Here is a 22,337-nt window from a genome sequence, read left to right on the forward strand (position 1 = left end):
CGGCGGAAGGCCCGCCACTCCGGCGAACCGGCCGGTCGCCCGGGCGGCCTAGCGGGGGCTGGCGCGGGATCGCCCCTGTGTGCTGTCGCGTCGCTCGTCGGTGCGGGGCGCGCCGACATCCGGGTAGGGACGCGGTAACCGGTGCGAACGACTGCGCGGGCGGCCCGAACAGCTTATTGCAACGTGTGCAAACTGGAGTATTCTCAGTTTTTCACACGATGGCAAAGCGGCCCGGATCCCCGTGGCGGCCCTCTTCGAGACGACTCGGCGCGGCGGCGAGAGAGGCCGCACGCGTGGGCCGTCGTGCCCAGGGGCCGCGGCGCTGTCCCGTCCTAGGAGTGACGCTCATGTCGCCTGGTCCCCTGGCTTCTCGTTCTGGTCCACGACGGTGCGGCGCGCTGGTCGCGGCCGTAGTGCTCGTCGCGGCCGCGCTCCCGCAAGGCGTCGCCGTCGCGGCGACGACCTCCGGCGGAGTGCTTTACCGGCCCAGCACCGCGAGTGGTTCCACCGAAGACGCGAGCTACCCGCGGGTCATCCGCCTCGAACACAACGGCGGCGCCAACGGCACGCTGCTCGCGACGTTCTCTCATTCCGGCACCGGCGTCGGAAAGGCGAACTTCCCGATCTACCGCTCGACCGACAACGGCGTGACGTGGACTTCCTCGCCGATCAGCACGGTCACCGACACCCAGCACGGCTGGGATCTCGACGGCCCGACGCTCTACGAACTGCCGCGCGCCCAAGGATCGCTGCCCGCCGGCACGCTGCTCGCCGCGGGCACCGCGTGGAACCACGGCGACTACACGCAGCAGGCGGTGGAAGTGTTCGCGTCCACCGACCAGGGAGCGAGCTGGACCTACCGCAGTTCGTGCGCGGCCGAGTCCGGCATGGCCAACACGATCGGACACGGCATCTGGGAGCCGGAGTTCGAGACCACCAGCCACGGTCTCGTCTGCTACTTCTCCGACGAACGCCCGTCCTCGAACGGATACGCCCAGGTGCTCGCGCACACCGTCTCCGCCGACGGCGGCCTGACCTGGGGCAGCGAGGTCTACGACGTCGCGGTGCAAAACGGTGTCGACCGGCCGGGGATGGCCACCGTGGTCCCGCTGCCCAACGGCTCCTACGCGATGACCTACGAGGACTGCAAAGCCGGTGCCGACCCGGATCAGGCCTGCGACGTCTACCTCAAGACCTCCGCGGACGCCGAATCGTGGAACCCCGGCAGCCTCGGCACCCGGATCGAGACCGCCGACCACCGCTTCCTGCTGCACACGCCGTACCTGACGTGGTCGCCCGCCGGCGGCGCGAACGGAACCCTCGTCGCGTCCGGACAGCGGGTCGTCGCGGGCACCGACGGATCGCTGGCCGTCCAGCCAGAAGACGGGCACGTGCTGTTCGTGAACCGGAACCTCGGATCCGGTGCCTGGCAGGAGATCACGACGCCGGTGACCACCGCTCCGACCGGCGGCTACGACGCGGGCGAGACGGCGTGCGCCGGGTACAGCTCCCCGTTGCTCGGCGCGTCGTCCGGCAACACCTTCCTGATGCTCGCGGGCACACACCTGTCCACCGGCAAATGCGAAACCGCCTTCGGCACGGCGACGCTGCCGAACGCGCAGGGCCAGATCACCGGCCCCGCGGGCAAATGCGTTGACGTGAACACCAACACGTCCGTCAACGGCAACGCGGTGCAGCTCTACACCTGCGGCATCGCGACCGGTCAGCAGTGGTCACTGGAAACCGACGGCACGATCCGCGCCTTCGACAAATGCCTCAACATCGTCGGCGGCAGCACTGCCAACTTCGCCAAGGTAGAGCTGCGCGACTGCCTTGGCACGCCTGCACAGCAGTGGCAGGCCCGCGCGGACGGATCGATCTACAACCCGCCATCGGGTCGCTGCCTGGACGATCCGCAGGCACAGACGGCGGACGGCACGCAACTGCAGATCTATGACTGCAATGGGCTGTTCACTCAGTCCTGGCACGTTCCTGCTTGAGCGGAAAGGGCGGTCAGCTCAAGCTGGCCGCCCTTTCCCACGAACGGTCACTCCCGCGCGCCGCGCCGGTTCAATTCCTCCACCACGGCCGCGTCCACGAAGGTCCGCGCTGCTGTCCCGCTTTCGGTCTCCAGCCACAGGTGCAGCCGCGCCGGGCCGCCCGGTGCGGGGACGGTCAGCGGGAACGCGTCGCTGAGCCGGAACGGTTTCGCTTGCGCGGAAACGGAATTCATCGACTCCGGGAGAGTTCGCGAGCCAGCGGCTCCCCACCCCGCGTGCAGTGTTCCCGCGATCGGTTCCGTTCCGGTGTGCGACACGTGCACGTCCAAAGTCAGCGGTTCCGCGGGAACCGGCAGGTCCGCGCCCGCGTGCGCCGGGACCAGGTCGACTACCAGCGTCGTCGGCGCGAACGCGTCGGCCGGGTCGAGCCCGCCCCAGTCCTTGGGCCGCCGGTGTGCGTCCAGCAGGCCCGCCATTTCGTGTTCCACATCGGTCAGTTCGGTGTAGATGTACCCGGAAAACCGGTCGTGCCTGCGGATTTCCTGCGTCTGCCAGCGCACGTGCCACGCTCGTTCCAGGCTGGTAAACCCCGCGCCGTATTCGCTGTTCAGCACCGGCACTCCGGAACGCGGGAAGCTGGCCGAGCCGTAGAACGATTTGTCGACAAGGAAGTCCGCCCGGAGCTTGACCTCGAAGGACTCCCGTTCGCCGGACGCGAGCGCGGCGAGGTTGTCCGCCCAGCGGCGCGGGTCTTCGTCGTAGTAGTGCCAGTCGACCAGATCCGTCTTCACGTGCGCCCAGCCGGAGTTCTCCACGATCGGGCGGGTGTCGTCGAGCGAGCGCAGGAGGTCGTAAGCGTGCGTTGCCGCGGCGGCGCGCTCGGGGCTGCCCGGGATGTCCCAGTCCAGGCCCCATTCTTCGTTGTACAGCCCCCAGATGACGATCGAGGGATGGTTGCCGTCGCGGCGGACGAGGCCCGGCAGCTGTGCCTCGAAAGCAGCGGCTGCGGCCGGGCTGAACCTGCTGGGGGCGGGCGGTTCGGCCCACACCAGCATCCCCATCCGGTCCGCGTGGTGCAGCCAGCGCGGCTCCTCGGGCTTGAGATGCTTGCGCACCAGGGAAAAACCGAGTTCCCGGGCCAGTTCGAGGTCGCGGACCAGCGCTTCGTCGTCCGGTGCGGTGAGCCCGCTCTCCGGCCAATATCCCTGGTCGAGCACCCCGCGCACGTACAGCCGTTCTCCGTTGAGATACAACGCTTCGCCGCGGGTTTCGATCCGGCGCAGCCCACCGGTCACGGTCAGCCGGTCGGCGTCGTCGCCCTCGCCGACGGTCAGCGCGATGGAGTACAGATGCGGTGATTCCGGGCTCCACAGCTGAGGGTCGGAAACGTCCAGCCGTCCGGACAACCGACCGTCGCGCACCGGGAGGACGGTCTCGCGGCCTTCGAGTTGAGCGACCACGACCGCAGTCTCCGGAGCGTCGCCAGCGAGGTCGCCGGTGATGTCGAAGCCGGTCAGCGAATCGCTGCGCACGGAAACTTCGGCGGCGTACGTGCGCCCGCGGGCCTCCAGCCAGACGCTCTGCCAGATCCCGGACGTCGGCGTGAACGAAACGCCGTCGTAGTCGTCCCGCGGGATCGAACGCTGTTTGCCGTGCGGGATTTCGCGTTTGTCCGCCGGTGCCTCGACTTCCACGGTCAGCTCGGCGGGGCGGCCGGGTTCGAGCACGTCGGTGACGTCGAACTCGAACGAGCTGTACCCGCCGACGTGCGAGCCGATGGGCACGCCGTCGATCGAGACGGCCGCCCGGTGATGCACGGCGCCGAAACACAGCACCACGCGGCGTCCGCTCCACTCCGGCGGAACCGTGACCGTACGGGCATAGACCGCGCGCGGCAGCCAGGTCCGCTGCACGCCGGAAGCAGCGGTCTCCCAGGCGAACGGAACGATGATCGACTCGGGAGCCCCGTCGTCGGCGATGAACCGCCAACGGCCGTTGAGGCTCAGCCACCGCGCCGACCGGTCCCGGTCGGGGCGCGGGTACCCGGGCCGGGGAACCGCCTCTTCGCTGCGCGGGTCGGCGGCGTTCTCGGCAATCGTCATGTGTGTCAGCCCTTTACGCTTCCGGCGAGGATGCCGTTGATGAAATGCTTCTGCAGCACGATGAACAGGATCAGGAGCGGAACGAGCGCGATCGACGCGGCGGCGAGCAGTTCGCCGGTGACGGTCGCGTAATCCGAGCCCACGCGGTTGCCCGAGATGTTCTGGGCGAGCGTCGAGAGAACGACCTGGAGGGTGGCCATCCGGCTGGAGCTGGCCGCCACCACCGGCCAGACGAAATCGTTGTAGATGTTCATGATCGTCAGCACGCCCAGTCCGGCCAGCCCCGGCCGGATCGCCGGGACGACCACGCGCCAGAAGATGCCGAACTCGCCGCAGCCGTCCACCCTGGCCGCGTCGAGCAGTTCGTCCGGCACCGCCGCGATCACCTGGCGCATCCAGAAAATCGCGAACGCGTCGACCGAACCGGGCAGGATCAGCGCCTGGTAGGTGTTGACCCAGCCGAGTTCCTTCATCTCCAGCAGCAGCGGGATGACGAGCACGATCGTCGGCAGCATCAAGGTGAGCAGCACCGCGCCGAAGATCAGGTTCCGGCCCGCGAACCGGTACTTCGCGAACGCGTAGGCCGCCAGCGGCGCGCAGAACATCGTGATCGCGCCCTTCGCCGCGAGCACGACGGCGGTGTTGAGAAAGCCGCTGCCGATCGGGACGTCCTGGAACATCCCGCGGAAATTGGCGAGGGTGAACGTCGCCGGGTCGAATCCGAGCGGATTCCGGATGATCTCGCCCGCCGGTTTGAACGAGGACAGGATCGCCCACACCACCGGTGCGAGCAGCGCGACGGTGAGCACGAGCAGGAACGCGTGCGAGGCGAGCAGCGGGCGGGCGGACTTCCGCCGCTCCCGGACGTCGAGGGTGGTCATGTCAGTCCTCCGCTCGCAGCAGCCGCACGAAAAGCAGCGACACCGCCATCACGATGATCACCAGGAGGAACGAGTTCGCCGCCCCGGTGCCGAGATCCGCGTGGGTGATGTGGTTGTAGAGGTAGAGCCCGGCGGTGGTGGTCGACGTGTACGGCCCGCCCTGCGTCACCACGTACGGCTCGGCGAACATCTGGAACACCGCCAGCGTCTGCAGCACGACGCTGAACATCAGCGACCGGCGCAGCAGCGGAACGGTGATCGACCACAGCTGCCGTATCCGGCCCGCCCCGTCGAGCGAGGCCGCTTCGTACAGTCCCCGGTCGATCTGCTGGAGTCCAGAAAGGACGATCAGCACGACGAACCCGGTGGTCTTCCAGAGAAACAGCAACGCCAGCGTCGGCTTCGCCCATCCGCTCGTGACGAGCCAGCCGACCGGCGGCAGCCCGACCGCGCCGAGCACCGCGTTCACCGCGCCGTTGTTCTGGTCGAACAGCACGATCCAGATCTGCGCGACCGCGACCAGCGGGGTCACGAACGGCACGACGAACGCCACGCGGTAGAACCCGCGCAGCCGTTTGATCGCGTTGAGCAGCACCGCCACGAGCACCGCCAGCACGATCTGCGCCGGGACGATCAGCAGCCACAGCACCCCGGAGTTGCCCAGCGACGACCAGAAGCCGTTGCTGGTCAGCAGATATCGGTAGTTGTCGAAACCGATCCAGTGCGCGGCGCCGGAGCCGTGCCAGTCAGTGAAGCTCAGGCGCAGCGTGAAGAACAACGGGTAGACGCTGAAAGCCAGGAACACCAGCACGAACGGCAGTACGAACAGGTAGGGGGCGAAGCGGCGGCGCCACGTGAAAGCGCGCCGCCGCGGTTTTCCTGCCCGCGGTCCGACGGACGGAGACGGTTCCCGGAAAACCTTCGCCTCGGCGGTAACGGAGCGAGTGGTCATTTGCGGTCGATCAGGTTGGTCTGGATGTCTTTGCTCGCCTTGTCGATCACCTGCTGCGGAGTCAGGGCGCCGTCCAGCATCTTCTGCAGATCAGTGCCGAGGTAGTCGACCGCGCCCGACCACCAGGCCGGGATCGGCGCTCCGCCGGGGATTTCCCGGCCGGCTTCGACGGCGGTCTTCCAGACGTCCTGGCCGCCCATCGCGTCGATCGGCCGGAACAGCGGCTTCGCCGGATCGGCCGCGGGCAGGTAGGCGGGCACCGACGTGTTCAGTCCGCCCGGATAGACCGCATTCGGGCCGTAGACCGCGGTGTAGCCCGCCTGGTCGAACATCAGGAAGCGGTAGAACAGCCAGGACAGCTTCGGGTTCTTGGCGTCCTTGGGGATGACGAACGACGAACCGCCCATCGCACCGCTGCGTGCGCCGCCGGCGTTCCACGCGGGCAACGGCATCGCCCGCCAATCGCCCTTCGTCGCGGTCAATTGCTGCTGCGGGGCGAAGTCGAACCAGATCGCCCACGGGTAGAAGACCTCGTCGCCGGAGTCCAGCGCGCTCACGTCGCTGGGCTTGAGGTACTCCGCGCGGGTGCCGAGCCCTTCCTTGCGCACGGTGTCGAGCCAGGTCAGGATCTGGTGGTACGGCGCGGAATTCAGCCGCAGCTTGCCGTCCGGGCCGGCGAGGCCGGTGCCGAACTGGCTGGCGAACATCTCGAGCTGGAGCTGGCTGTTGAAGGCGTTCTGTTCCAGGTGGATCGGCTTCGCGCCCGGCTTGAACTGCTGGTACTTCTTCGCCGCGGTGAGCAGATCGGCGTAGGTCTTGATGCCGTTCGGGTCGATCCCGGCGGCGCTCAGCGCTTTCGCGTTGTAGAACAGCAGCCCGGGGTCGAGGTCGAAAGGAACGCCGTAGATGCCGCCGTTGACGGTGTTGACGTCGACCTTCTGCTTGGCGATGTCCTTGGTGTAGGGCGCGAGCACGTCCTTGAGATTCCAGAGATGGCTGACGTAGCCGCCGACCTTGGCGTCGTCGAGGAAGACCCCGTCGGGCACGTCGGTGCCGGTGATCAGCGTGTTCTGGAGCTTGCCGTCGATGTCGACGGCCTCGTGCTTGACCGTGACGCCGGGATATTTCGCGGTGAACTTCTTGATCGCGGCGTCGAAGACCTTGTACAGGTCGCCCGAGCGGTCCCAGATCGTGATTTCGCCTTTGGGCGCGTCTTCGGACGGCGCCTGCAGCACGGCGTTGTCCGCCGCCGAACCGCCGGAGCTGATGTCCGGGCCGCAGCCGGTCAGCCCGGCGGTGAGCAGGGCCGCGGCGGCGACGGCGCCGGCCCGGCGGGCAAGGAGGCGGGCTGTCCGTCCGCTCCGTCGGAGAGTGGGGTTCATGGCACTCCTTTGTGCGGGACGGTGGCAACGCGGCGAGGCGCGCCGCGGATTTGCCAACGTAGGCAAACTGTACGACATGCTTGCACACGTTGCAAAAGGTAGGATGACTTTCCGGGCGGAAGGAGTTTTATGGCGGCGACGTTGCGGGACGTGGCGGACCGGGCGCGGGTTTCCGTGCGGACGGTGTCGAACGTCGTCAGCGGGTACGAGCACGTCAGCGAGAAGATGCGCCAGCGCGTGCTGAGTGCCATCGACGAACTCGGCTACATCCCGAATCCGGTCGCCCGCACGCTGCGCACCGGCAAGACCGGCTTGCTCTCGCTGGTGGTGCCCGAGATCGACGTGCCGTACTTCAGCCAGCTCGCCCGCGAGGTCATCGACGCCGCCGCGAGCCTCGGTTTCCAGGTGATGATCGACCAGACCGGGCACGACCACGAGCGGGAACGCCAGCTGCTGCGCGGCGGGGGCAGGCGGAACCTGTTCGACGGCATGCTGTTCGCGCCGCTCGCGACCAGCGAGGAACTGCGCGACGTGGACCCGGCCCGCTCGTCGCCGCTGATCCTTCTCGGCGAGCACGTCTTCGACAACCGCTTCGACCACGTGGCGATCGACAACGTCGTCGCGGCGCACGACGCGACGACGCATCTGCTCGACCGCGGCCGTACGCGCATCGCGGCGATCGGTGCCCAGCCGAAGGAGACGTACTCGACGCCGTTGCAGCGCACCGAGGGATTCCGCAAAGCGCTCGACGAGCACGGACTTGAGCCGGTGAACGCGTTGCAGGCCACCGCAGCCCATTACGGACGGGCCGACGGATACGCGGCTACGGCGTCGCTGCTTCGCGAATCCCCTTGCCCGGACGCGATTTTCTGCTATTCCGACCTGCTCGCGATGGGCGCGATCCGAGCGGTGTTCGACGCGGGTCTGCGGGTCCCGGAGGACGTCGCGATCATCGGCATCGACGATATCGAGGAGGGCCGCTATTCCCGCCCGTCGTTGAGCACCGTCTCGCTGGACACTCCGTTCATCGCCCGGACCGCGGTGTCCCGCCTCGCCGCCCGGATCGAGAACCCGGAGCTGCCTGCCGAGGAGTTCGTCGCGCCGCACACGGTGCTTGCCAGGGAGAGCACGGAATCGGGCCTCGCCGGCGGTGGTGTGTGAAGATGCGGGAATGAGCGAAGAGACCAGCGTTTCCCGCAACGACAGCGAAAACCGCTACGAAGTGTATGCGGACGGCAAGCTCGCCGGCTTCGCCGAGTTCACCCCGAAGGACACCGAAACCGTCTTCACGCACACGGAGATCGGTGACGAGTTCGGCGGCCGCGGGCTCGGCAAGGTGCTGGCGAAGGCCGCGCTGGACGATGTCGTCGCGCGGGGCGGCGTGATCGTGCCGGTGTGCCCGTTCATCGCCGGGTATCTGCGCAAGAACGAGGGCTACGCCGAGCACGTCCGGTGGCCCGGACAGCATTGATCCAGGTCGCGACGCAGGTCAGCGGCGCCGTTCGGGGTATTCCAGGTGGCCCGAACGGCGCAGTGGTGTCCGATTGGTCCGCATTTTTTGGTTATTAACCAACCTTCGTCGGTTTCGCGTTGGTTGCCGGGCAACAAAAGTGTGGGGCGTCCCACCGGTCGGTTCAGCCCACCTGGAGGAAGATCCATGACTTCCCGGAAGACGCTCGTCGCGGGATTCACCGCACTGTCGGCCGCGGCCTTGACCGCGGGCATGTGCGTGAACGCCGCCTCGGCAAGCCCGATGGCGTTCGCCCAGATGCAGGCACAGGCGATCACCCAGGCGACGCAGGTCGCCGACACGCTCGGCGCCGGAAACGGCGGCATCTACCTCGAACGCGGCAAGGCGGTCCTGAACGTCACCGACGCCGCGGCGCAGGAGAAGGCCAAGGCCGCGGGCTTCGCGACGAAGCTCGTCAAGCACAGCTTCACCGCCCTCACCGGCGCGAAGAACCAGATGGACACCGTCAAGAACGTGCCGCAGACGTCGTGGGGCATCGACACCAAGACCAACCAGGTCGTGGTGAAGATCTACGACTCGGCGTCCCAGGCCACGAAGGACAAGGTCGCGGCGGCCGCGGCGAAGCTGGGCGACGCGGCGCGCGTCGAGCACCGCTCGGGCAAGCTGGCCACCTACATCGCGGACGGCGACTCGATCAACAACGGCCAGTTCACCTGCTCCCTCGGCTTCAACGTGACCAAGGGCGGCCAGCCGTACATGCTGACCGCCGGCCACTGCACCAACGAGGGCGGCACCTGGTCCGGCGGCGACGTTTCCGGCGCGCAGGTCGTCGAAAGCGACTGCCCCGGAGCCGACTCCGGCCTGCTGACCCGCCCGAACGGCTCCGGTCCCGGCGCGATCAACACCGGCCAGCAGATCACCAGCGCCGGCACGCCGACCGTCGGCGAGCAGATCCAGAAGATGGGCCAGACGACCGGCGGCGGCAGCGGCGAGGTCACCTCGGTGGACGAGTCGGTCAACTTCGACGTCGGCGTCCTGAACCACGAGTTCGGCACCACCGCCCACACCGACCACGGCGACTCGGGCGGCCCGGCGTACGACGGCGAGAAGGGCCTCGGCACCCTCTCCGGCGGCGACACCCAGACCAGCTACTTCTACCCGCTGACTCTGGAACTGCAGTCCTACGGCCTCGAGCTCGCCTGAGGTTTATCGGTTCCACGGCCCGCCGTCCCCCTTCCGGGGCGGCGGGCTTCTTTCTGTGCGGCGGTTTTTGTCGTACCCGGGGCTTAGAGTTTTCCGCATGAAGCCGAACCCGGCCCGAAACCTTTGGACCGCCATAGAACCCCTCCACGCAGTCGTCTACTTTGCCCCGGAACCCGCCGCGGCGGCTAAGGACATCGGCTTGCGCGGTTGGTGGATGGGCTACTTCGCGGGCCGGGCGGCGCCACTCGGTCCGATCGGCCCGGAACCGGTCACGTCGATGTTCTTCGGGTTCGCGCCGCGGATGGTCGAGCGAGCGCTGCCGGACGCGTGGACGTTCGCTTCTCCCGCCGATGTTGTGCGCACGCGGGTGGAAGCGGTCGAAGCGACGTTGACGCGACTCCTCGGTCCGTCCACTGTGGACGAACTGGTCACGCTGCTGGAACAAGCCGTCACCGCCTGCCAATTCGATGCCCGGCCACTCGCCGCGGCCTGGTCCGCGGTGCCTCGTCCAGACCGGCCGCTGGCCCGGTTGTGGCTCGCTACTGCCGTCCTGCGCGAACACCGGGGCGACGGCCACGTCCTGGCTGCAGTCGCCTCCGGGCTGACCGGGCTGGAAACCACCCTCACCCACATCGCCACCGGAGCCACCAGCCGCGAGCAAGTCCAGCGCGCCCGAGGGTGGACCGACGAGGAATGGTCCGAGGCAACGGCAAACCTGGTCGATCACGGTCTGCTCGACGCTGGCGGGTTGACCCCAGCGGGTGCGGAAGTCCGCCGGACCATCGAGGAAACCACCGACCGCCTGGCCGCTGCTCCGCTCGAAGCCTTGGGTCCGGAAGGCGTCGACCGGCTGCTGGACCTGGCAATCCCGTTGAGCCGACGGATCATCGACAACGGAGGTGTGCCTATTCCGAATCCGATGGGTGCGGAACGTCCCTGAGAACGGTGTCGATTTCCCGGTTCCCCGCTCGACGCATTGGTGACAGGCACGAGAAGGGAGCCCGGAAGGTGCTGCTCGAAGACAAAAACGCGGTTGTGTACGGCGCTGGCGGAGGAATCGGCGGTGCGTTCGCGCGAGCGTTCGCGGAGGAAGGCGCGCGGGTCTTCCTGGCCGGACGTACTCGCGAGAAGCTGGACCGAGTCGCCGGGGAGATCCGCGCTGCTGGCGGGCGCGCCGACGTCGCCGTAGTCGACGCGCTCGACGAGAAATCTGTCGACGCGCATGCCGACGCAGTGGTCGAGGCTGCGGGCAGTCTCGACATCTCGGTGAACGTGATCAGCCACGGCGACGTCCAGGGGACTCCGATGGTCGAGATGTCGTTGGCCGACTACGAACAACCGGTAGTCAACGGCGTGCGCACCACCTTCCTGACGATGCGCGCTGCGGGTCGACACATGAAACGCCAAGGCAACGGCGTAGTCCTCCTCTTCGGCGGCGACGGCGACCCGGTGCGCAACCACGCGGTCGGAGGTCTGCAGGTCGGCTTCGCCGCGCTGGAAGCGATGCGTCGACAACTCGCCGCCGAACTCGGCCGGTACGGCGTGCGCACGGTGACCCTTCGGACCGGCGGTGTCCCGGAAACGATCCCCGCGGACTTCCCCGGTGCCGAGGAACTGAGTGCGGAACTCGCCGAACCGACCATGCTCGGCCGCACCGCAACGCTGGCCGATGTCGGTGCGGTAGCGGCGTTTGTCGCGTCCGATCGCGCCCGCACGATGACGGCCGCGACGGTGAACGTCAGCTGTGGTGCGCTGGTGGATTAGGCCGGTTCGACACGGGCGGTTGCCGTGGTCGAGGGTCAACTCTTGGCGCGCGCGGAGATCTGCTGGACGGCCCAGCTGTTGCCGTCGGGGTCGGCGAAGTGGATGAACCCGATGTTGTCGAGGTCTTCGAGCGCGCCGGTGCCCGGGTCTGAGCCGTAGACCTGGAGTTCGCCGACGTCGACGCCGCGTGCGACCAGCTCCTCGCGAGCCTTCCGGACGTCGGCGACGACGAGCTGCAGACCCTTCAGCGAACCCGGCGGCATGTCCGGGACCATGCCCTTGCCCAGCACGATCGAACAGCCGGATCCGGGCGGCGTCAGCTGCACCAGGCGCTGGCCCGGTCCGGGGTTGATGTCGTGGTCGAGGCGGAAGCCGACCTGGTCGACGTAGAACGCTTTCGCCCGGTCCACATCGGTTACTGGAACGACGACGACCTCGAGAGTCCAGTCCATGAGACGAGTTTTAGCGGTGGCCTGAGCAGGCGGTCAAGCGCTGGCCAGCTCGACGCGGTTGCGGCCCGCCTGCTTGGCGCGGTACAGCGCGGCGTCGGCGGCCACCAGCACGTCGTCGACGCTGGCGAGGTGCTTCGCCGGGTACAGCGCGCAGCCGATCGAGACGGTCAGGTCGCTGATCACCGAATCCTGGTCCGGCAGCGCGACGACCACCTGCGGGATCCGCCGCCGGATGCGGTCGGCGATGTGGCCGAGGTGTTCGGCGCTCGGGATGTCCGGCAGCGCGATCGCGAACTCCTCGCCGCCCCAGCGGCCGCACACGTCCTGCTCGCGGACCTCGTCGCGCAGCGAGAGGGCGATCTCCCGCAGCACCAGGTCGCCGGTGGGGTGGCCGTAGGTGTCGTTGATCGCCTTGAAGTGGTCGAGGTCCAGCAGCAGCACGCCGACGCTGTCCTGGTTCGCCCGCGCGCGTTCGAGGTAGCGCTCGGCGACCGTGCGCCACCAGCGTTTGGTGGCGAGCCCGGTGGTGACGTCGGTGCGCGCGTCGCGCTGGAACTGGGTGAGCAGCAGCCCGCGGTGCAACGCCACGAGCGCGATCACGACGCCCGCCAGGATCAGCGGGTTGGCCAGCAGCAGGAGCGCAGCGGTGACCAGGCCGAGGCCGATCGCGCCGGCTTCGAGGAGCTGGTCGCCGAAACCGGAGAACAGGTCGGCGAACGACCGTGGCGGGCTCGACAGCGCGATCGCGACCATGACGAGCGCGGTGTTGATCGCCCAGCGCAGCCCGGCGGCGAGAACGAAGACGATCAGGTCGACCAGGCCGGGCCCGAAGCCGTGGGCGAGCACTCCCGGGTACTCGTGCATCCCGAGCGCGAGCACCGCGACGGCGGCTTGCGTCCCGCACAGGACGGACGCGCAGGAGAAAATCCAGCGGTGCGGCAGGACCGGCCGTTCGCGCGGCCAGATCCGCCACCAGGCGACGGCGTAGGTGAGCACGACCATCGCCGACGCGAGGATCGCCGGCAGCGCCACTACGGCGGCGATGCTCCACACAGCCTTGGTGTCGACGTACGCGACGGTGGGTGCTCGGCTGTACTCGCGCTGCCGTTCGATGTGCCGGGTCGCCTCGATCGCGAGCGCCGCGCACACGGCGAGAACCCCGAAGCGGACCAGGTCGATCTGACGCACCGGCGCGAGCCACGCGGTGGCGAGGGTGGTGCCCACCGCCACGACGTTCACCAGCAGCACATACATGCGGACGTGAGAGGGCAGCCGCCATAGGCGCCAGTCTGTGAACCACCCGGCAACTCGTCCGCGCACTCTTCACCTCACCCGATTGGCTTCTACGGTAAACGACGAGGCGCGTTGTGTGCTGCCTGTCGTCCGGACTCTGGGAAGCCCCGGGGCGATTTCGCCCGGTCAGCCCAGCGCCAGACGGCCGGCGAGGGGAGGTGGCCACTGTGAGTAGTGACCAGCTGCTCCGAATCCGGGCCGGACCAGGGGATCCACGAGGGTCCCATTTGAGTCCCCATGGCCACATTCGGTGACCAGCCGACCGGCGATGACGTGCGAAAACCGCCGAAGGCGCGACTCTGAAACGGAGGTGACAACAGTGCGCGACAACAACTGGACGGCTCTTCGGTGACCTCGGTCTCCCTCGCGGTCTCGACTCGAGGTCGAGACTTCGGTCTTCGCAGATGAGAGGAGGTGCCCACAGTGCGGGACAACAACTGGTGAATGGGGCGGAGAAGGGAATCCGGGATGCGGAAAGGAGGGCTCTCGATGCGCGACAACAACTGGACTCGGTGAGACGGCTGAAATCCCTGCACGAAATGTGCGCGGAGGAGGTGAACAACTGCCATGCGCGACAACAACTGGACCCGCTGAATCCCTCGACCACCGACCGCCTAGCCACGAAAGGAGCCACCGCCGTGCGTGACAACAACTGGATTCGCTGAGTCCCGCCGACCATCGCCCGTCGAGCCGCGAAGGGAGCCGCCCGCGATGCGTGACAACAACTGGACCCGCTGAGCCCCGCAACACCGACCGCCCAACCGCGAAAGGAACCGCCCCCGTGCGCGACAACAACTGGTCCCACTGACCCCCGCAACCACCGCCCGTCGAGCCAAGAAGGGAGCCGCCCGCGATGCACGACAACAACTGGACCCGCTGAATCTCGCGACCACCGACCGCCCGACCGCGAAAGGAGCCGCCCCCATGCGTGACAACAACTGGTCCCGCTGACCCCCGCAACCACCGCCCCTCAAGCCAAGAAAGGAGCCCCGCCGTGCGCGACAACAACTGGACCCGCTGAACCGCCCCCAGCCCGCCCTACGAGGAGGTGAGAGGGCATGCGTGACAACAACTGGACGTGACCGAAGCCAGTCCCGCGGCGCGCCCGTCCTGCGGATTACGGCGCGGGAGGTGGGGTGGCCCCGTCGAGGGGAGTTCGGCGGGGCCGCACCGCGCGGTCCGCTCGCACCGCCCGCGTCCAGGCGATCCCGGCCAGAGCGGCGCACCCCGCCCCGGCGACGGCGGCGATCGCGACCACCGTCGTCGGCGCGAAGGCCAGTGCCAGCGCGCCCGCGGCCGCGATCGTCAGGCCTTGCGCCGCCCGCAACGCCGCGATCGCGACCCCGATCACCTGGCCGCGCTGTTCCGGCGGCGCGGCGAGGCTGTACTGCACCTGGGTGATCAAGTCGTGCGCGGAGAACATCCCGGACACCGTCCAGACCGCGACGACCACCGGCAACGCGGGCGTCCAGCCGGTCGGCAGCAGGACGAGACTGCTCGCCACCGCGAGCGGGCCCAGCCACCGCACCTGCCGTGCCCGCGGCAACCGGCTGATCAGCAGCGCGCCGAGCAGCGTCCCGACCGGGTTCGCGACCAGCAGCCAGCCGAGCACGCCCGTGCCGCCGAGTTGCGCGGCCACGGGCACCGCCAATCCCTCCGGCACCACGTAAAACCCGCAGCAGCACGCGATCGCCAGCAGCGACCGCAGTTTCCGGTCCCGCGCGACGAGCCGGCAACCAGCCTTCAGCGACGCCCATTGCGGCGCGTGCGCGGTCACCTTCGAAACCGGGTACAGCCGCAAGCCCCAGCGCAGCGCGGCTGCCGACACCGCGAACGTCACCGCGTCCGCCCACAGCGCGCCCGAAACCCCGAGCCACGCGACCACCGCGGCGCCCGCGCCGAAGCCGATCACCAGCGCGGCCTGGTACGTCGAGGAGAGAATCGCTTGACCGGTCGCCAGTTTCTCCTCGCCCAGCATGTCCGGCAGGACCGCTTGCCGAGCCGCCTGAAACGGTCCGGCCGCGAGTTGCACGATCACGAGCAGTCCCGCGGCGACCGGCCAGGGCATGCCGGGGATCGCCATCAACGCGACCAGCAATGCGCGCACGACATCCGCGACCACGAGCACGGTCCGGCGCGGGAACCGGTCGGCGAGCCCGCCGAGCGCACCGCCGAGGAGGTCCGGCAAATAGGTGAGCGCGTACGTCCCGGCGGCCCAACCCGCGGACGCCGTTCGGTTGAACACCAACACAGTCAGCGCGACTCGTGCTAGTTGATCACCTGCCACCGACAATACGTGCGCGAGCCAGAGCGCACGAAATTCGCCCATCCGGAACACACTCCGGAAAGACGGCGCTGTCGTGGTCATGTGCTCACCCTGTCGTGACTCGGCCACCCGGAGCAACCCCGGCCTGGCGCGGGTGGGTCGCGGATCCGGCTCCGGCCGTCCGTGGAAAACTGGGTGATCGCCGTCCGTGGATGATGTCGCACCGAAGGGTTTTCCGTTGACCGAGGAGAGCCGGCAGGTCGCCGGTCGCTACGAGCTCGTCGAACTGATCGGCAGCGGCGCGATGGGGATGGTCTGGCGCGGGGAGGACAAGATCCTCGGCCGCGTCGTCGCGGTGAAGGAACTCCTCATGCCCGTGAACCAGGGCGAGGACAAGGTCGAGGAAGCCCGCAACCGCGCCATGCGCGAGGCCCGCATCGCCGCCCGGCTGCAGCATCCGAACGCCATTTCGGTCTTCAACGTGGTCGAGCACGAGGACCGTCCGTGGCTGATCATGGAGTACCTGCCGTCGCGCAGCCTCGCGGTGAAACTGCGCGAGGACGGCCCGCTGACCGTCGACGAGGCGATCCCGTTCGCGGTGCAGCTGGCGGGCGTGCTCGCCGCCGCGCACCGGGCGGGCATCGTGCACCGCGACGTCAAACCGGGCAACGTCCTGCTCGGCGACGACGGCAGCACGGTCAAGGTGACCGACTTCGGCATTTCCCGCGCGGTCGGCGACGTCACGCTCACCGCGACCGGCGAAATCTCCGGCACGCCCGCGTTCCTCGCGCCCGAGGTCGCCCGCGGCGAGGAAGCGACGTTCGCCTCCGACGTGTTCGCCCTCGGCGCGACGCTGTACATGGCGGTGGAGGGCGACCCGCCGTTCGGCACCGCGGACAACGCGATCGCCTTGCTGTACCGGGTTTCCAGCGGTTCGATCAACCCGCCGAAACAGGCCGGGAAGCTGGAGCCGCTGCTGCTGAAGCTGCTGGAGCTCAAGCCGGAGGACCGGCCGTCGATGGCCGAGGTCGTCACGGAACTGCGCAAACTCGACGGCGGCGTCACCCCGGTCGTGGCGGTCCCGGAACCGCCGACCCTTCCGGACGCCAAACCGCCGGTCGTGCCCACCACGGTCGCGGTTCCGGCCGCGGGCGCCGCCGCGCCGCCCGCGGGTTCGGACCGAAGACGCCGCGGGATGATCTTCGCCGGGGCGGGCGCGCTGCTTGTCGTAATCGCCGTGATCGTCACTGTCGTCCTCACCCGCGACCACGGGGGCGAAAACCCGTCCGCGAACCCGCCGCCCGCCGCCGAGAGTTCCGCGGCTTCCAACGCTCCGGCGACCTCGTCCGCGTCGCAGCCGTCACCGTCGACGCAGCCGTCGGCGCCGTCCTCGTCGAGCAGCCCTCCGTCCTCCAGTTCCGCGGCGAACTCGCCCGAGGCGATGGCTTCCGCGCTGCGTGCCTACTTCTCGTACCTGCCGAGCAATCTGGAAGCCGGCTGGGCGATGATCAGCGACAAGTTCCGTGCCGCGCACAAAAATCAGACTTTCGACGAGTACAAGGCGTGGTGGAGCCGGTTCAGTTCGGTGACCGCGAACGACGTGAAGGTCACCGGTGAGAACACGCTCACCGCGGTGATCACCTATCACCGCGCCGGCGGCGGCCCGACGACCGAGACGCACCGCTACACGATGTCGCAGCGCAACGGCACCTGGCAGATCGACGTGGAGAACTAGCTCTCGAGCAGCAGCGCGATCGCGGCGGCGGGTTCGCGGTCCGGGCCGACTCGCACGGTGCGCAATCCGGCGGACCGGGCGGGTCCGACGTCCGCGCCGACGAACCAGGCGTCGTCCAGCGTGGTCTCGCAGCGTTCGGCGACGAGCCCGTACAGCTTCGGGTCCGATGTGGACAGTCCGTCCGGCCCGGCGAGCGCCCAGCCGTCCACGAGTCCGGCGATTCCGGTGCACAGCAGCGTGGACAGCTGCGGTTCGCCCTCGCCGAGGACGCCGATCCGCCAGCCCGCCGCGCGCAGCCGGGGCAATCCGGCCAGCACGCCTGGCGCGGCCGGGACGAGGGCGGGATGGCGTTCGCGGTAGGCGTCTTCGAGATCGGGTTCTTGCAGGTCGAAGCGCTCGCGAAGGTTTTTGAAGAACGTCGCCCGGTCGGCGCGCCCGCGGTCGTCGGCGGTGATGAGCCACGCGGCGTCCGCGTCGGCGAGCCGGTGTTCCGCGCAGAACTCCCACGCCCAGCGGCGGAATCCCTCCGCGCGATCGACGAGCGTGGTGTCGAGGTCGAACAGGACGAGCCGCACGGGGGAGAGGTTAGCGCGTTCCGTCCGGGCTTCGGGAGATTTTCCTACTCCGTTCGAGTGAACGGATCGCGGTTTTTGTCGGTGTTCGATGCGAACATATGTTCGTGACGAGCGAAGGACCGATCCTCCACGCCGATCTCGACGCGTTCTACGCCTCGGTCGAGCAGCGCGACGATCCCCGGCTGCGCGGCAGGCCGGTGATCGTGGGCGGTGGCGTGGTGCTGGCCGCGAGCTACGAGGCCAAGGCGTTGGGCGTGCGCACCGCGATGGGCGGGGCGCAGGCCAGGCGGTTGTGCCCGCATGCCGTGGTGGTGCCGCCGCGGATGCCGGTCTACAGCGCGGCGAGCAAGGCGGTGTTCGAGGTGTTCCGGCAGACGACGCCGGCGGTGGAAGGAGTGTCGATCGACGAAGCTTTCTTGGACGTCGGCGGTCTGCGGCGGATTGCCGGACGTCCGTCGGAGATCGCGGTACGCCTGCGCGCGGAGGTGCTGGCGCAGGTCGGGCTGCCGATCACGGTAGGGGTGGCGCGCACGAAGTTCCTGGCGAAGGTGGCGAGCGGCGTCGCGAAACCGGACGGTTTGCTGGTGGTGCCGCCAGATCAGGAGCTGGAATTCCTGCACCCGCTGCCGGTGGAGCGGTTGTGGGGAGTGGGAAAGGTGACGTCGGCGAAGCTGCGGGAACGCGGCGTCCGCACCGTGCGCCAGGTCGCCGAACTGCCCGAGGCCGCGCTGGTCTCCATGCTGGGCCCAGGTTCGGGCCGTCACCTGCACGCCTTGGCACACGGCCGCGACCCGCGCGCGGTTCAACCAGGAAAACGTCGCCGCTCAATCGGCTCGCAACGCGCGCTGGGCCGCCGCTCCCGCTCTCCGGCCGAACTGGACGAGATCGTGGTGTCTATTGTGGACCGATTGGCCCGTCGGCTGCGCGGCGCGTCGCGGGTATGCCGGACGGTGGTGCTGCGAATGCGCTTCGCGGACTTCACCCGCGCCACGAGGTCGCACACGCTCGCCGACAGCACCGACCACACGGAAACCCTGCTCTGCGCCGCCCGCGGCCTGCTGTCCGCGGCGCAACCGCTGGTGTACGACCGGGGTTTGACGTTGCTGGGCCTGTCGTTCTCGAACCTCGACAGCCACGGCGCGGTGCAGTTGGCGCTGCCGCTGGATCAACCGTCCAGCCCAGCGCTGTCCGCGGAGGCGACTGCGCTGGACTCAGCAGTGGACGCGCTACGAGACCGCTTCGGCGCGGCCGCGCTGACCCGAGCGGCGCTGCTGAGCCATGAGGCGGGGATGGAGATGCCTATGCTGCCGGACTAATCGAACGCGGTGGTCCCGCGGGTACTTCGCCGTGGGTCCGGACGACTTTGCGCGACAGCACGCTCCGCGTGTGAGAGTGCGGGAGGTCGTTGCCCGGCATCCGGAATGGATGCCTGTGCTGCCGGATCTAGTGAGCGTGGTGATTCCGCGAGGGCTGGTACCCGAACCGGGCGGGTAATCCCGGGACAGCTGGATGCTGGGCGGAATTTTGGCTGGCCGGGATCTGAGTGCGGTGGCTTGCGCCGACCCGATATGGCTGCACTTGGCCGTAGTCGGAGACCGCGCTCCGGGCGGCCGTTCTTCGGATCCGGTATGGACTGGCTCGGTTTCGGCGGCGCCACCGAAACCGGTGCCGAGTCCAGCCGCCGCTCTGCAGCCGCCGGGCCAAGGTGACGCGGCACCTGGAGGAGGTGCTGTGCGGCCTTGGGAGTCCGGTGTTGTGGGTGCTGGGCGGGGCGGCTGCCGGAGGGCGAGGTCCTGTGTGGCTCCGGGGATCCGGTGCTGCGGGTGCTCGGTCAGCGGCTCCTGGAAAACCAGGTGCCGAGTACCACCGGGGAATCCTGTTGCTGCGGGCAGCGAGTGGGGCGACGACTGGACGAACAGGTGCGGCGTGCCCCAGAAACACGAGCAGGTGCGGCGTGCCTCACGAAACCCGGAGCTGCGGCTGCTGGGCCGGTGCGGTTCCGGTGAGCTGATCTTGTTCAGGCTCAACGTCGTTGACCGCAGTCGTCACCCGCGGGCGTCCGTGGTCCGTTCCGGTCATCGCACGCGCGGACGGGGGAGTGCCGAGGCACAATCCCCCGCCCGGCAAGATCCATGCGAGCGACAGGCCGTTCCAGGGCACGGAAACAGGTCTTCGCCCGGAAGCCGCTATTTCAGGTCAGCGAGCAGACCGTCCAGGGCTGTGGCGAGGGCCTCGGCATTGGCTGGCCCGAACCACGTCGTGCGGATTCGTTCGTTGTTTCCCTGAGGTGTCTCGTGGTCGGCGGCAAGCTGATCCAGCGAGCGGCTCTTGTCCTCCAGTGCGCGGCCGACGTTCTGGAAGAGACCGCGCACGTACCGTTCGGCGACCTCGGTCGCGATGCCATGCTCGCCGGCCCAGGCGGTGAGCGTGGCGAGGTAGGCGTAGTGGGCGGTGAGAGTCCCGGTCAGGGCGGAGAAGACGTTGAAGGCGTCCTCGTCCGCGACGGGCAACGACCCGCCCAACTGGTCGAAGAGAGCGTCCACCGCTGGATGCGGAGGTGTGGTCACGGTGACGGACCGGCGAACGCGCACGGCGGGCAGCGGGATGGCGCGGACGATCGGGGCGCCGGTGCCGAGGGTTCGGCGCAGAGCGTCGATGCCGACTCCGGCCATCAGGGTGACCACGACCTTCTCGTCGGCCACCTTGAGCCCGCCTAGCGCTTCGTCGCGGTCTTGGCGGCGCACGGCGATGATCACCAGGTCCGCGCGGTCCACGACCTCCTGGTTGTCGGCGCACACCTGGACGCCCTCGAAACGTTCGGACAGTTCGGCGGCGGTGCGGGCTCCTCGCGGGGAGAGGAAGATTTCCGCTGCCGCACCGTTTTCGTGCCGGATGCCTTCGACGAGAGCCTTGCCGATCTCGCCGACGCCGACGATGCCGATTTTCCGCATGTTGTTGTCCTCCAGGGAATGCTGGGTCATGTCGGTCGCCTGGCGCTCAGTGGCGAGGCGACTGCGAGATGGTCGCGAGGTGATCGTTGTGCTGTCGGCGCAATGACGCTTCGCAGGCACGCCGCGGATCGTCGGGCGAACCGGCGGGCACCAGGTCGTGGCAGCGCGCCGGACACCGGTTTTTGGGCCCAGACAACGATCAGGCAACCCAGACCGAGCCGGGCGTTGTTGTGCACCTGATCCTCCGTCACTTCGCCAAAGCCGCGCCGAGGAACGCGAGGATTTCCGCCTGTGCGGCTTCGGCCTGCGGTTCCACCCCGGGCAACGTGAGGAACGCGTGTTTCGCGCCCGGGTACTCGGAGAGCTGCACGGGGCTTCCGGCCTCGCGCAGCCGCTCGGCGTAGCGGCGGCCGTGGTCGGCGACCGCGTCCTGGGTGGGCACCACCACGAGTGCTGGAGCCAGCCCGCTCAGATCGTTGGTGTGCAACGGGGAGACGGCAGCGGCGTCGGTGCCAGGCGGGATGGCGAGTCGCTGGAAGAGCTTCAACAGCGACAGGGCTGGGCTCGGGCGGTACGCGTACTCGGCGACGGAGGGGTAGTCGAACATCGTGCCGGTCACGTCGGCGACCGGGTTGACCAGCACCTGCGCCTTAAGTTCGAGACCGGCTTCCCTGGCGCGGACGGCAGCTAGTGCGCTGATAAGGGCACCACAGCTCTCGCCGAAAACCGCCACGTGCGCGGGGTCGATGCCCCACTCCGCGGAGTGCCGGACCAGGTGCCAGAGCACATGCCAGCCGTCGTCCGCGGCGTTCGCGAGCGGGCTGTCGGGTGCGAGTAGGCGGTGTTCTACCGAGACGACGACGGCGGGAAGCCGCGCGGTGAGACGGCTGTTGGTCCAGTCGCACTGCGCCGCCGTGCCCACGAAGCCGCCTCCGTGGACATGGACCACCAACGGCAGTGTGGCTTCCAGCCTCGGCCGGTAGACCCGGACCGGCAGGTCGCGGCCGGGCAGAGCGATCTCGCGCCACTCGATCTCGGCATCGGGGCTCGGCTCTCCGATGATCGGGTACGCCGCGCTGGAAGCCCGGAAGCGGTTCTCCGCCTCGCGGTAGACGTGCAGTTCCTCGGGCGTGATCACCGAGTAGTCCGGCTCCGGCGGTCTCGTCGGGGCAGCGGGTTCTCCCATGGTTCCTTCTTTCCTCCCGGCGGAAAGCCGGGTGCGTCGTGGTGTCCCCAGTGACTTGTCCTCATTATGCACACAGTGTGTGCATTGCCAAGTGCATAGGTTATGCTGGGCCGGACGAGAGGGG

18 protein-coding genes are annotated in these 22,337 nt (G+C 68.7%); 8 read left to right on the forward strand and 10 right to left on the reverse strand.

What is annotated here, in order from left to right; all coding sequences use genetic code 11:
* The first annotated feature begins 347 nt into the window (after positions 1-347).
* The gene (locus tag WA670_RS15165) at positions 348-2,000 is read left to right on the forward strand and encodes a ricin-type beta-trefoil lectin domain protein (RefSeq protein WP_336158056.1); all 1,653 of its coding nucleotides are present in this window, start codon (positions 348-350) and stop codon (positions 1,998-2,000) included.
* Between the two features lie 47 nt (positions 2,001-2,047).
* Here the strand turns inward: WA670_RS15165 and WA670_RS15170 are convergent, their stop codons facing one another.
* From WA670_RS15170 to WA670_RS15185, 4 genes are read right to left on the reverse strand one after another with little or no spacing between them, the layout of a single operon-like run.
* Entirely contained in the window at positions 2,048-4,102 is a 2,055-nt protein-coding gene (locus WA670_RS15170) for a glycoside hydrolase family 2 protein (RefSeq protein ID WP_336158057.1), read from the reverse strand.
* Positions 4,103-4,107: 5 nt separating this feature from the next.
* On the reverse strand, positions 4,108-4,983 hold the full coding sequence (locus WA670_RS15175) for a carbohydrate ABC transporter permease (RefSeq protein WP_336158058.1): 876 nt from the start codon (positions 4,981-4,983) through the stop codon (positions 4,108-4,110).
* Position 4,984: 1 nt separating this feature from the next.
* Positions 4,985-5,935 (reverse strand): carbohydrate ABC transporter permease, encoded by a 951-nt coding sequence (locus WA670_RS15180; RefSeq protein WP_336158059.1) that lies wholly within the window; start codon positions 5,933-5,935, stop codon positions 4,985-4,987.
* A complete protein-coding gene (locus WA670_RS15185; protein ID WP_336158060.1) occupies positions 5,932-7,317 on the reverse strand; it encodes an ABC transporter substrate-binding protein in 1,386 nt (461 codons plus the stop codon). Before WA670_RS15185 ends, WA670_RS15180 begins: the two co-directional genes overlap by 4 nt.
* Before the next feature lie 129 nt (positions 7,318-7,446).
* Here WA670_RS15185 and WA670_RS15190 point away from each other — a divergent pair, with 129 nt between their 5' ends.
* The 5 genes from WA670_RS15190 (at position 7,447) to WA670_RS15210 (ending at position 11,755) form a co-directional block, all read left to right on the forward strand.
* Entirely contained in the window at positions 7,447-8,478 is a 1,032-nt protein-coding gene (locus WA670_RS15190) for a LacI family DNA-binding transcriptional regulator (RefSeq protein ID WP_336158061.1), read from the forward strand.
* Between the two features lie 10 nt (positions 8,479-8,488).
* On the forward strand, positions 8,489-8,788 hold the full coding sequence (locus tag WA670_RS15195) for a GNAT family N-acetyltransferase (RefSeq protein WP_238608122.1): 300 nt from the start codon (positions 8,489-8,491) through the stop codon (positions 8,786-8,788).
* A gap of 186 nt (positions 8,789-8,974) precedes the next feature.
* Positions 8,975-9,991, forward strand: coding sequence for a S1 family peptidase (locus WA670_RS15200; protein WP_043839525.1), 1,017 nt, complete (start codon positions 8,975-8,977; stop codon positions 9,989-9,991).
* Positions 9,992-10,088: 97 nt separating this feature from the next.
* On the forward strand, positions 10,089-10,931 hold the full coding sequence (locus WA670_RS15205) for an SCO6745 family protein (RefSeq protein WP_336158062.1): 843 nt from the start codon (positions 10,089-10,091) through the stop codon (positions 10,929-10,931).
* Between the two features lie 68 nt (positions 10,932-10,999).
* Positions 11,000-11,755: an SDR family NAD(P)-dependent oxidoreductase gene (locus tag WA670_RS15210; RefSeq protein ID WP_336158063.1), complete on the forward strand. Its 756-nt coding sequence runs from the start codon at positions 11,000-11,002 to the stop codon at positions 11,753-11,755.
* A 35-nt stretch (positions 11,756-11,790) separates the two neighbouring features.
* On the opposite strand, the gene WA670_RS15215 is transcribed toward WA670_RS15210, so the two are convergent.
* From WA670_RS15215 to WA670_RS15225, 3 genes are all read right to left on the reverse strand, one after another.
* Complete coding sequence (locus tag WA670_RS15215) at positions 11,791-12,207, reverse strand: VOC family protein (protein ID WP_134663351.1); 417 nt, start codon at positions 12,205-12,207, stop codon at positions 11,791-11,793.
* A gap of 33 nt (positions 12,208-12,240) precedes the next feature.
* Positions 12,241-13,527, reverse strand: a complete 1,287-nt coding sequence (locus tag WA670_RS15220; protein WP_336158064.1) for a GGDEF domain-containing protein — start codon at positions 13,525-13,527, stop codon at positions 12,241-12,243.
* Between the two features lie 1,090 nt (positions 13,528-14,617).
* Entirely contained in the window at positions 14,618-15,868 is a 1,251-nt protein-coding gene (locus tag WA670_RS15225; protein WP_037818365.1) for an MFS transporter, read from the reverse strand.
* 136 nt (positions 15,869-16,004) lie between these two features.
* Here WA670_RS15225 and WA670_RS15230 point away from each other — a divergent pair, with 136 nt between their 5' ends.
* Entirely contained in the window at positions 16,005-17,501 is a 1,497-nt protein-coding gene (locus WA670_RS15230; RefSeq protein ID WP_336158065.1) for a serine/threonine-protein kinase, read from the forward strand.
* On the opposite strand, the gene WA670_RS15235 is transcribed toward WA670_RS15230, so the two are convergent.
* Positions 17,498-18,076 (reverse strand): HAD family hydrolase, encoded by a 579-nt coding sequence (locus WA670_RS15235; protein ID WP_134732755.1) that lies wholly within the window; start codon positions 18,074-18,076, stop codon positions 17,498-17,500. The genes WA670_RS15230 and WA670_RS15235 overlap by 4 nt on opposite strands.
* 98 nt (positions 18,077-18,174) lie before the next feature.
* Here WA670_RS15235 and dinB point away from each other — a divergent pair, with 98 nt between their 5' ends.
* A complete protein-coding gene (gene dinB, locus WA670_RS15240; protein ID WP_134663346.1) occupies positions 18,175-19,392 on the forward strand; it encodes a DNA polymerase IV in 1,218 nt (405 codons plus the stop codon).
* Positions 19,393-20,262: 870 nt separating this feature from the next.
* On the opposite strand, the gene WA670_RS15245 is transcribed toward dinB, so the two are convergent.
* Together WA670_RS15245 and WA670_RS15250 are read right to left on the reverse strand one after the other, a co-directional pair.
* Complete coding sequence (locus WA670_RS15245) at positions 20,263-21,057, reverse strand: NAD(P)-binding domain-containing protein (RefSeq protein WP_336158066.1); 795 nt, start codon at positions 21,055-21,057, stop codon at positions 20,263-20,265.
* A gap of 217 nt (positions 21,058-21,274) precedes the next feature.
* Positions 21,275-22,213, reverse strand: coding sequence for an alpha/beta hydrolase (locus WA670_RS15250; RefSeq protein WP_336158067.1), 939 nt, complete (start codon positions 22,211-22,213; stop codon positions 21,275-21,277).
* Positions 22,214-22,337 lie beyond the last annotated feature (124 nt).

It is taken from the genome of Amycolatopsis sp. VC5-11, from assembly GCF_037034185.1.
Lineage (GTDB): Bacteria > Actinomycetota > Actinomycetes > Mycobacteriales > Pseudonocardiaceae > Amycolatopsis > Amycolatopsis nivea.

Excerpts from the sequence above, each read along its gene's own strand:
- WA670_RS15165 (WP_336158056.1), top strand. The coding sequence starts at position 348 with ATGTCGCCTGGTCCCCTGGCTTCTCGTTCTGGTCCACGACGGTGCGGC.
- WA670_RS15170 (WP_336158057.1), bottom strand. The coding sequence starts at position 4,102 with ATGACGATTGCCGAGAACGCCGCCGACCCGCGCAGCGAAGAGGCGGTT.
- WA670_RS15175 (WP_336158058.1), bottom strand. The coding sequence starts at position 4,983 with ATGACCACCCTCGACGTCCGGGAGCGGCGGAAGTCCGCCCGCCCGCTG.
- WA670_RS15180 (WP_336158059.1), bottom strand. The coding sequence starts at position 5,935 with ATGACCACTCGCTCCGTTACCGCCGAGGCGAAGGTTTTCCGGGAACCG.
- WA670_RS15185 (WP_336158060.1), bottom strand. The coding sequence starts at position 7,317 with ATGAACCCCACTCTCCGACGGAGCGGACGGACAGCCCGCCTCCTTGCC.
- WA670_RS15190 (WP_336158061.1), top strand. The coding sequence starts at position 7,447 with ATGGCGGCGACGTTGCGGGACGTGGCGGACCGGGCGCGGGTTTCCGTG.
- WA670_RS15195 (WP_238608122.1), top strand. The coding sequence starts at position 8,489 with ATGAGCGAAGAGACCAGCGTTTCCCGCAACGACAGCGAAAACCGCTAC.
- WA670_RS15200 (WP_043839525.1), top strand. The coding sequence starts at position 8,975 with ATGACTTCCCGGAAGACGCTCGTCGCGGGATTCACCGCACTGTCGGCC.
- WA670_RS15205 (WP_336158062.1), top strand. The coding sequence starts at position 10,089 with ATGAAGCCGAACCCGGCCCGAAACCTTTGGACCGCCATAGAACCCCTC.
- WA670_RS15215 (WP_134663351.1), bottom strand. The coding sequence starts at position 12,207 with ATGGACTGGACTCTCGAGGTCGTCGTCGTTCCAGTAACCGATGTGGAC.
- WA670_RS15225 (WP_037818365.1), bottom strand. The coding sequence starts at position 15,868 with ATGACCACGACAGCGCCGTCTTTCCGGAGTGTGTTCCGGATGGGCGAA.
- dinB (WP_134663346.1), top strand. The coding sequence starts at position 18,175 with ATGTTCGTGACGAGCGAAGGACCGATCCTCCACGCCGATCTCGACGCG.
- WA670_RS15245 (WP_336158066.1), bottom strand. The coding sequence starts at position 21,057 with ATGACCCAGCATTCCCTGGAGGACAACAACATGCGGAAAATCGGCATC.
- WA670_RS15250 (WP_336158067.1), bottom strand. The coding sequence starts at position 22,213 with ATGGGAGAACCCGCTGCCCCGACGAGACCGCCGGAGCCGGACTACTCG.